This is a genomic window from Lactobacillus sp. HMSC08B12, from assembly GCF_001808415.1.
Taxonomy (GTDB): Bacteria; Bacillota; Bacilli; order Lactobacillales; family Lactobacillaceae; genus Lactobacillus; species Lactobacillus delbrueckii.
Window position 1 is genome coordinate 1 of sequence record NZ_KV793193.1, and the last position, 7,022, is coordinate 7,022.

Sequence of the window (7,022 nt, forward strand, 5' to 3'; positions counted from 1 at the left end):
AAGTCAATGCCTTAACTTAATGACATTGCGCGACCGCGGGGGCTTTTCGTTATATTCTGAATAAGAGCTTTTTCTCAGCCTGCTTTAAGGCATAGTCTAAATCATCTGGTAAAAGAGGCAGGCCGAGTTCATCCAGCAGTATCTGCTTTAAGACTGCCTTCTCCTCTGCCTTGATCTCAGCCAAAAGCTGCCTTAAAGAGGGGATCCGGCCAGCCAGGTCGGCCTCAACCGCCTGCTGGTAGCTGGGTCCATAGAGCAGGTTCCAGTCACCCTGTCTGCAAACCGGGCAGCCCACCTGCCCAGCCAGGCCATGAAAAAGGCTGCAGTAAAGGGCGTTGTGCTCAACCGCTTCTTTCACTTGCCGGCTGGCATTGGCATAGCCGCGCTTCACCTGAAAGAAATAGCAGTTGACCCCGGCCAAGTCGGTCATAAGCAGCCCTCCCTGGCAGGCTTCCATCCCCCGCATCCGCTGCAGGGCCACCAGGTCCACCAGGCCGGCGTGGAAGGATTCCGGGGAAAAAATTGCCCCATGCCCCGCCGAAATCACGTGCTGCTCCCGGATCCCCAGGAGCTTGTAGAGCTTGTCCTGCAAGGGGTAGCCGCCAGGCAGATCCTCGTTGACGAAGTGGGCCAGCAGGGTCTTGGTCGTGGCTCTTAAGACGATCTCCCCCTGCTTCCGGTCGACTAGCAAGGTCCGGTAAGAAGCAGCTGGCCCCAGGTCATAAGCCAGAATAAAGTCCGGTCCCAGCCGGTACTTGTCCAGCTTTTTGGCCTTGATTTTTCCTTCGGCTAATCCTGCCTGGTAATACTCCCGGCTGTAGACCGTCATCATTTGAAGGCCTCGTGGCAGACTAAATTCCGCCTTAGGATCGTCTTTAAAGGAAGCGCAGCAAAATTTTTCGATCTTGCTTCTGGCTCTTTATCCTTGAGCAGGTAGCGCAGGACATAGTAGATCCGGGGATCTCTTTTCCCGCTAGAGATTTGAAACCCCGCCAGTTCCACGCCTGGTCCGTAGTGTTTGCCGAAATATTTCTCTTCATACAAGGGACCGAAGAGGTCAAGCCAGCTTCTGAGTTCTTCCCCATCCACTTCTTCTCCCTGCAACAAGGCGGAAAAAGCTGCCGGCTGTCCTTTAAGCCCGGCAAGGTCGTTGATATGGACCAGTTCTGCCGGGAAAGTATTGGTCAAAAAGCAGGCGTTGTTGCGGAAATAGACCCGCGGCCCGTGAAAAAGGACGTATTTCTTAGCCTCTTCAGTCTGCAGGAGAGCCAGCTGGTCAGCCGTCAAGTCCCGGACCCGCTTCCTTTTCTTGGCAAAAAGCTGCAGGAGCAGCCAGGCCAGCCGGTCAGCATCAGAAGTAGCTTCTATTTCAGTTTGCAGAACCTGCTTGACTGCCTCGCGAAAATTCTTTTGCAATTCATCCAGGGCCTGGCTGATTAAAGGGACGTCAGCTGGCTTAATCACGTTCAGTCTTTGCTTGTCCAGCAGCAAATCGCTTAAACAAATATCCTTGTTTTCCAGCTGGCGGCGCAAGCTGGCTGACCAAACCCGTCCCGCCAGCTGCCGCTTAAGTGCCTCTTCAACGTCTTCCATTTTCCTTTTCCTGTATTCAAAACATCCTGATTAACTGTGGATAGCCCTTATATTATGAAGAATTGAGGGCATCTATTCCAAGTTAAAAATATAGCATACTCCCGCGTGAATTAAAAGCGCTAACATCTAATTTCTTAATCAATCATTTTGGGCCCTGCCATCCCTTTTGTTAAGGCAAATAAGTTATTATATTAATTAAGAAACATATCGTATTTTATAGGGAGCAAGCCATGCAAATTACTAGAGCATTTGCCTACGCGGTCTCGTAGTATTTCTGCGTAATTATGCCCCTTTTTAGATGGGACCCGGACCCTGCTGATGAACCGCATCCTGCCTAGCAATGAAATTCTGGTCAATTTCACCAGTCTTTGTTTGGCGATCACTCTGAACATCCTCAGCTATACTACCTTGATGTTCGTGGCTTACAAGATCGAGCTGCCCCTGGCTAGCCAGTCAGGCAAAGAGTTCATTCGTGTATATCGTTACATCGGAACATTATCAAGAATGACATGCTCCCCCGACCAAGGTCGGGGGTTTCTTTATAGGCTAGTGCTCACGCACAGCCTACAGCTTCTGAGAACAACCAACTTATTCTTGCAAGCAGGATTGGCCGAAGTCAAGACTGCTTTTTTACTGGTTCTGTCCAGCAAGCTGAACAGCAGTGCAAAAACAGAGGTCAGTCTATTTATCACGGAAGTGCCCCCTCCGACGATTCCGCCAAGCCGCATTGACTGCTGTTTGACGGTACGATTTTTTGCTTACCCAGCTCTCTCAGAGCTGGGCAAGTCCTTTAAGCAAAATATTGATTGATGCATTGATGTCACGGTCATGATGCGCCTTGCAGAATGGGCAGTCCCATTCCCGCACTGACAGTGGCTTCTTGCCCGTATCCTTACCGCATTTTGAGCAGATTCGGCTGGTGTATGCTGGATTGACCTTGATGAGAATCTTTCCGTACTTCTTGCACTTGTATTCCAGCATTTTGCGGAATTTACCCCATGACTGACGCAGGATTGAGCGGGCAAGGTGGTGATTCTTTGTCATGTTCTTGATCTTGAGATCTTCAATGACGATGACGTCGTATTTCTTTACCAGCTGATCCGTGATCTTGTGCAGATAGTCATCGCGCTGATTCGTGATGCGGCTCATATAGCGGTTCTTGGCGACATTGGCTTTCTGCCAGTTGCGATAGTCAGACAAGCTTTTTGCGCCAAGAACCTTTTTGTTGGCTTCCTGCTGCGACTTAACAAAAGCCAAATGACGGCGCTTGGATGACTTGCTCTGCCAGATTTCTGCTTGTTTCTCGCAGAAATCCGATGAGAACCTGTCAAACTTTCTGCCGTCTGACAGGATGGCCAAGTGCGTCAGCCCCACGTCAATGCCAACCGCCTTGCCAGTCTTTGGCAGGAAGGCGCTCTTTTTCTCCACGATGAGAGAAAGCCAGTAGCGACCGCAAGCATCGATGCTGATCGTGTAGCACTTGATCTTGCCGTCGATGACGCCGGTTTTCGATGATCTGACTCTTCTCAGCTTCGGCAGGAACATGTTTCTTTTGCCCATGATCCGGATGCTTGACGACTTGCCAGTATATGACTGCTTGGCGTTATGTTTTGAGTGGAAGCGGGGCTTGCGTCTCGTTCCGGCAAAGAACGCCTCCCAGGCATCGCTGATGTTCCTGGTCACGATTTGGAAGCTGGAGCTGTCACTTGCCTTGAGGAATGGATATTCGTTCTTCAAAGCGGGAAGCAGATTGTTAAGATCGAATTCCGTTAACAGTTTTAAGCTCTTGTTGTTCTTGTAGCGCTCTTGATAGAGGCTGACAAGCTGATTCCAGAGGAAGCGGTCATTGCCAAAGAACTGTCTAAGTTTGGCTTGTTGTACGAGAGTCGGGTACAATCTGATTTTCACTCCATATTCCGGCAGATCTGACTTGCGCTTGCGTATTGTCATGTCGCTTCCTCCTTTCTAGCGTTTAGTGAAATGGTCTATTCCATTGCGTCTCAATGTATTTCTTGACGACAGCTTCGGTTGTCACTCCAATGCTTCCTGCGTAATAGCTCGGTGACCAGACGTGACCACCCCAGAAGTATTCCTTCATCGTTTCTGGGTACTTTTCAAAAAGCCACTTGGCCGTAATGCCTTTGAGCTTCTTGACGATATTTGTCACGCTCTCTTTGGGTTTGGCAGACAGCAGAATATGCACGTGAGTTGGCATTATTTCTAGAGCCTTGACCGTATACTCATTCTCACGGCAGATCTGAAGGATCTTGTCCTTGAGTGAATCGACAATAATCGGATTAGCCAAGGCTTGGTTGTGATACTTGGTACACCAGACGATGTGGTAATTGAGGTTGTATACGTAGCCTCGCCCATGGATGATATCTGGCTCATCATTTCTGAATTCGTATTTAGTCATATGAGTTGCACCTTCTTTCAGTATTTACAGCTCTCTAGCTATTTATATTATATCACATGTCAAACTAACGTTCACATACTAAGGTAAAAAGATGGCGATTCAACTCGGCATTGAAATGCCAAGTTTTCTCACCCCCAACGTAATAAAATCCATAACAAAACCAGCCCAAGCTGTCGCTTGAGCTGGTTTTTTAGTGCTATTATCTTGTTTTTCCGCTTTTTACTTAAGCAGGTCCTTGGCCATTTCAAAGCAGCCCAAGGTAGCTGAACCGTTGTTGGCAACGATCGGCCGCACGATCAGTTCGTCCAGGTGCGGCAGGGCAACGTAGTCGTTGTTCATTTCCGCGAAGTACTTTCTGACCGTTGGCATGTCGCCTTCGTTCAAGACTGACCCGCCGACAACCATGACATCTGGCCGGATGGTCAAGTAGATGTTGTAGAGCATCTCAGCCACGTAATAGGAAATCAAGTCAAAGACTGGGTGGCTGCGGTCCAGGTCTTCCCCAGGAATCCCGGTTCTGCCCTTGATCGTCGGGCCAGCCGTCAAGCCTTCCCCACAGGCGTCGTGGTGGAAAGGACAACCGCCTTCATACTTGTCATCCGCCCGCTTAGGAATGCGCATGTGGCCCATTTCTGAGTGGTTGGTGTAGCCGATGAAGTGGCCTTGCTGGATGGCCCCGGCCCCAACGCCAGTCCCGATGGTGATGTAAAGGTAGGTCTTTTCATTATCCCGGCCGCGGGCAATGTATTCCCCGTAGCAGGAAGCGTTGACGTCAGTCGTCAAAACGGCTGGCACGCCCAGTTCCTTTTCAAAGTAGCCCCTCAGTTCAGTATTTGACCAGCCAGCCTTGGGGGTCTTGGAAATGTAGCCAAAAGTTGCTGACTTCGGGTCGATGTCGATCGGGCCAAAAGAGCCGATCCCGATAGCCTTGACCGGGTTCTCCTTGAAGAAGTCCCGGCAGGCTTCCAGAGTTTCTGCCGGAGTCGTGGTTGGCACCCGCTTGGTTGCAGTGGTTTCCCCAGTTTCCACGTTTTGCACGCCTAAAATAAACTTGGTGCCACCGGCTTCAATACTGCCTACAAAAGTATCTGTCATATTCTCACCTATGCTTCTGTTAACTCTCGATTTTGTCTTTTAAGCTTCATCGCCTGGTTTGGAAGCGATAATCGTAGCTTGACCATCTAAAGTATAACAGGAAATCGTCGTTGGCAAAATCAGATGATTACCTTTTTTCAACGGGTAAGTCTGCCCGTCGACCGTCAAGTCGCAAGATCCATCCAAGACTGACAGCAAGCGGTACTTGCCGTCCTTGATCTCAAAGTCGCCTTTGCCGTGGACATCCAGCTTGAAGACGCCGAAGTATTCCGCCATCACGAACTGGGTCACGTGAACGTCACCAACATCCCATTCTTCATGGTTTAGCTTTGGCATCTCAAACGGCACTTGCACCGTGTCGATTGACTGCTGCAAGTGGAGCTCGCGCAGCTTGCCGGTCTTCTTGTCCACCCGGTCGAAGTCGTACATCCGGTAGGTGGTGTCGCTGGACTGCTGGGTTTCCAAAACCATGATGCCGCTGCCGACAGCGTGCACCATGCCATGTGGCACGTAGAAGAAGTCCCCTTCATGCACCGGGACGGTCCGCAAAAGCTTCTTCCATTCCCCGTTTTTCACCATTTCAGCGAATTCTTCCCGGGTCTGGGCATTGTGGCCGTAGTAGAGCTTGGCGCCTGGCTTGGCCTTAATCACGTACCAGGATTCAGTCTTGCCCAGCTCCCCTTCGTGAATTCTGGCGTATTCATTGTCCGGGTGCACTTGGACGGACAGGTCCTGGTTGGCATCCAAAATCTTGGTCAAAAGCGGGAAGACGTCCCCCTTGGCATTGCCGAAAAGTTCCCGGTGCTGGTCCCAGAGCTCGTTCAGCTTCATCCCCTTGTAAAGGTCGTTCTTGATAGTTGCCGGGCCATGCGGGTGGGCGGAAATTGCCCAAGCTTCACCGGTGTGGTCGCTGGGAATCTGGTAGCCAAATTCGTCTTTTAAGCCAGTGCCGCCCCAGATTTTTTCATGAAAAACTGGTTCCAAAAATAATGGTTCTGCCATTTGCATTTAGTCTCCTTTGCACCTTCGATTGTGTTTCCGCTTACTTATTTACTCCATTAACATCATAAGCTATTTTGCGGTCGGATTGGGAAAAAACAGCGAAAGTTCTTGCAAAAAACAACAAAAATCAATCCGCGTCCAGCTCATTGCTGTCGCTCAGCTTCCGGTACCAGTAGGCTGACTTCTTCAAGGTCTTCTTCTGGGTGTGAATGTCGTCGCGGATCAGCCCGTAGCGGTTCCGGTAGGCATTCATCCAGGACCATTTTGAGTGTCCCATCAGATTAATTAGCATTATGTAAAATATCCCGAATTTTAACTTTTTCATCAGGGGTAGCATTCTTATATCTGTATTTCAGGTCATTAAGACTTTGTCCTCTCGCTATGGAAGCTGCCCAACCTCTCGCATCATGTAATCTGCGATACGAATTCAAACTCTTTTGGATGGCCTGACTATTAAGATGTTGCAGCTTTTCAGTTGCTAATTGTTTAATAGTTTCATTTCCTGTATTTTTCTGTATTAATTTTAAATCCGCTTCAGAAATGTCGGGGTTTTTAATAAGCTGTTGCAGTTTTTCAGGTGCTAATTGTTTAATGTATTGCTTTAAAGCCATTGATTGTAGTTGATCATATAGTATACTTGCCATCTTTTTCTCCTGTTTAACGTCACTGGGACTTTGTCACAAAAAAACCGTGTTCGATATACGAACACGGTTAAGTGACGTATATCCGTTTACAGTGGAGCACCTTACCGGTCGGCAGGTTGCTGCTAGGTCAAAGTGTGTAACCACTCACTAGCTCTTGATATAACACGTGATTTAATTGTTAGTTTAACTTTATAATATTTATTTGCTAATGTCAAGACATTTCTTAAGTATCCAAGCAAAAGAAAAGAGCCAGACTTCCGTCTGACTCTTGA

General features: G+C 48.9%; 8 protein-coding genes and 1 pseudogene. 1 reads left to right on the forward strand and 8 read right to left on the reverse strand.

The window, feature by feature from the left end:
- Positions 1 to 49: 49 nt before the first annotated feature.
- Both HMPREF3168_RS07380 and HMPREF3168_RS07385 read right to left on the reverse strand, forming a co-directional pair.
- Positions 50 to 832, reverse strand: coding sequence for a hypothetical protein (locus HMPREF3168_RS07380; protein WP_002880600.1), 783 nt, complete (start codon positions 830 to 832; stop codon positions 50 to 52).
- Positions 829 to 1,593 (reverse strand): hypothetical protein, encoded by a 765-nt coding sequence (locus HMPREF3168_RS07385; protein WP_003613530.1) that lies wholly within the window; start codon positions 1,591 to 1,593, stop codon positions 829 to 831. The genes HMPREF3168_RS07380 and HMPREF3168_RS07385 overlap by 4 nt, the downstream gene beginning before the upstream one ends.
- A gap of 318 nt (positions 1,594 to 1,911) precedes the next feature.
- On the opposite strand from HMPREF3168_RS07385, the gene HMPREF3168_RS10780 reads away from it, so the two are divergent.
- Positions 1,912 to 2,403 (forward strand): hypothetical protein, encoded by a 492-nt coding sequence (locus HMPREF3168_RS10780; protein WP_035182860.1) that lies wholly within the window; start codon positions 1,912 to 1,914, stop codon positions 2,401 to 2,403.
- Here the strand turns inward: HMPREF3168_RS10780 and HMPREF3168_RS07395 are convergent.
- From HMPREF3168_RS07395 to HMPREF3168_RS07415, 6 genes and pseudogenes are all read right to left on the reverse strand, one after another.
- Positions 2,365 to 3,543, reverse strand: a complete 1,179-nt coding sequence (locus HMPREF3168_RS07395) for an RNA-guided endonuclease InsQ/TnpB family protein (RefSeq protein WP_070489434.1) — start codon at positions 3,541 to 3,543, stop codon at positions 2,365 to 2,367. The two genes, HMPREF3168_RS10780 and HMPREF3168_RS07395, sit on opposite strands and share 39 nt — an antisense overlap.
- Before the next feature lie 22 nt (positions 3,544 to 3,565).
- Positions 3,566 to 4,009, reverse strand: coding sequence for an IS200/IS605 family transposase (gene tnpA / locus HMPREF3168_RS07400; protein WP_003613533.1), 444 nt, complete (start codon positions 4,007 to 4,009; stop codon positions 3,566 to 3,568).
- Positions 4,010 to 4,228: 219 nt separating this feature from the next.
- Positions 4,229 to 5,104 (reverse strand): ROK family protein, encoded by an 876-nt coding sequence (locus HMPREF3168_RS07405; RefSeq protein WP_003613521.1) that lies wholly within the window; start codon positions 5,102 to 5,104, stop codon positions 4,229 to 4,231.
- A gap of 39 nt (positions 5,105 to 5,143) precedes the next feature.
- A complete protein-coding gene (gene manA, locus HMPREF3168_RS07410) occupies positions 5,144 to 6,106 on the reverse strand; it encodes a mannose-6-phosphate isomerase, class I (RefSeq protein ID WP_035175231.1) in 963 nt (320 codons plus the stop codon).
- Positions 6,107 to 6,233: 127 nt separating this feature from the next.
- Positions 6,234 to 6,368 (reverse strand): annotated as a pseudogene (locus HMPREF3168_RS09930) (family 1 glycosylhydrolase); the annotation flags it as partial.
- Positions 6,369 to 6,387: 19 nt separating this feature from the next.
- Positions 6,388 to 6,750, reverse strand: coding sequence for a hypothetical protein (locus tag HMPREF3168_RS07415; protein WP_035175226.1), 363 nt, complete (start codon positions 6,748 to 6,750; stop codon positions 6,388 to 6,390).
- Positions 6,751 to 7,022: the final 272 nt, after the last annotated feature.

Excerpts from the sequence above, each read along its gene's own strand:
- HMPREF3168_RS07415 (WP_035175226.1), bottom strand. The coding sequence starts at position 6,750 with ATGGCAAGTATACTATATGATCAACTACAATCAATGGCTTTAAAGCAA.
- tnpA (WP_003613533.1), bottom strand. The coding sequence starts at position 4,009 with ATGACTAAATACGAATTCAGAAATGATGAGCCAGATATCATCCATGGG.
- HMPREF3168_RS07380 (WP_002880600.1), bottom strand. The coding sequence starts at position 832 with ATGATGACGGTCTACAGCCGGGAGTATTACCAGGCAGGATTAGCCGAA.
- HMPREF3168_RS07395 (WP_070489434.1), bottom strand. The coding sequence starts at position 3,543 with ATGACAATACGCAAGCGCAAGTCAGATCTGCCGGAATATGGAGTGAAA.
- HMPREF3168_RS10780 (WP_035182860.1), top strand. The coding sequence starts at position 1,912 with ATGAACCGCATCCTGCCTAGCAATGAAATTCTGGTCAATTTCACCAGT.
- manA (WP_035175231.1), bottom strand. The coding sequence starts at position 6,106 with ATGGCAGAACCATTATTTTTGGAACCAGTTTTTCATGAAAAAATCTGG.
- HMPREF3168_RS07385 (WP_003613530.1), bottom strand. The coding sequence starts at position 1,593 with ATGGAAGACGTTGAAGAGGCACTTAAGCGGCAGCTGGCGGGACGGGTT.
- HMPREF3168_RS07405 (WP_003613521.1), bottom strand. The coding sequence starts at position 5,104 with ATGACAGATACTTTTGTAGGCAGTATTGAAGCCGGTGGCACCAAGTTT.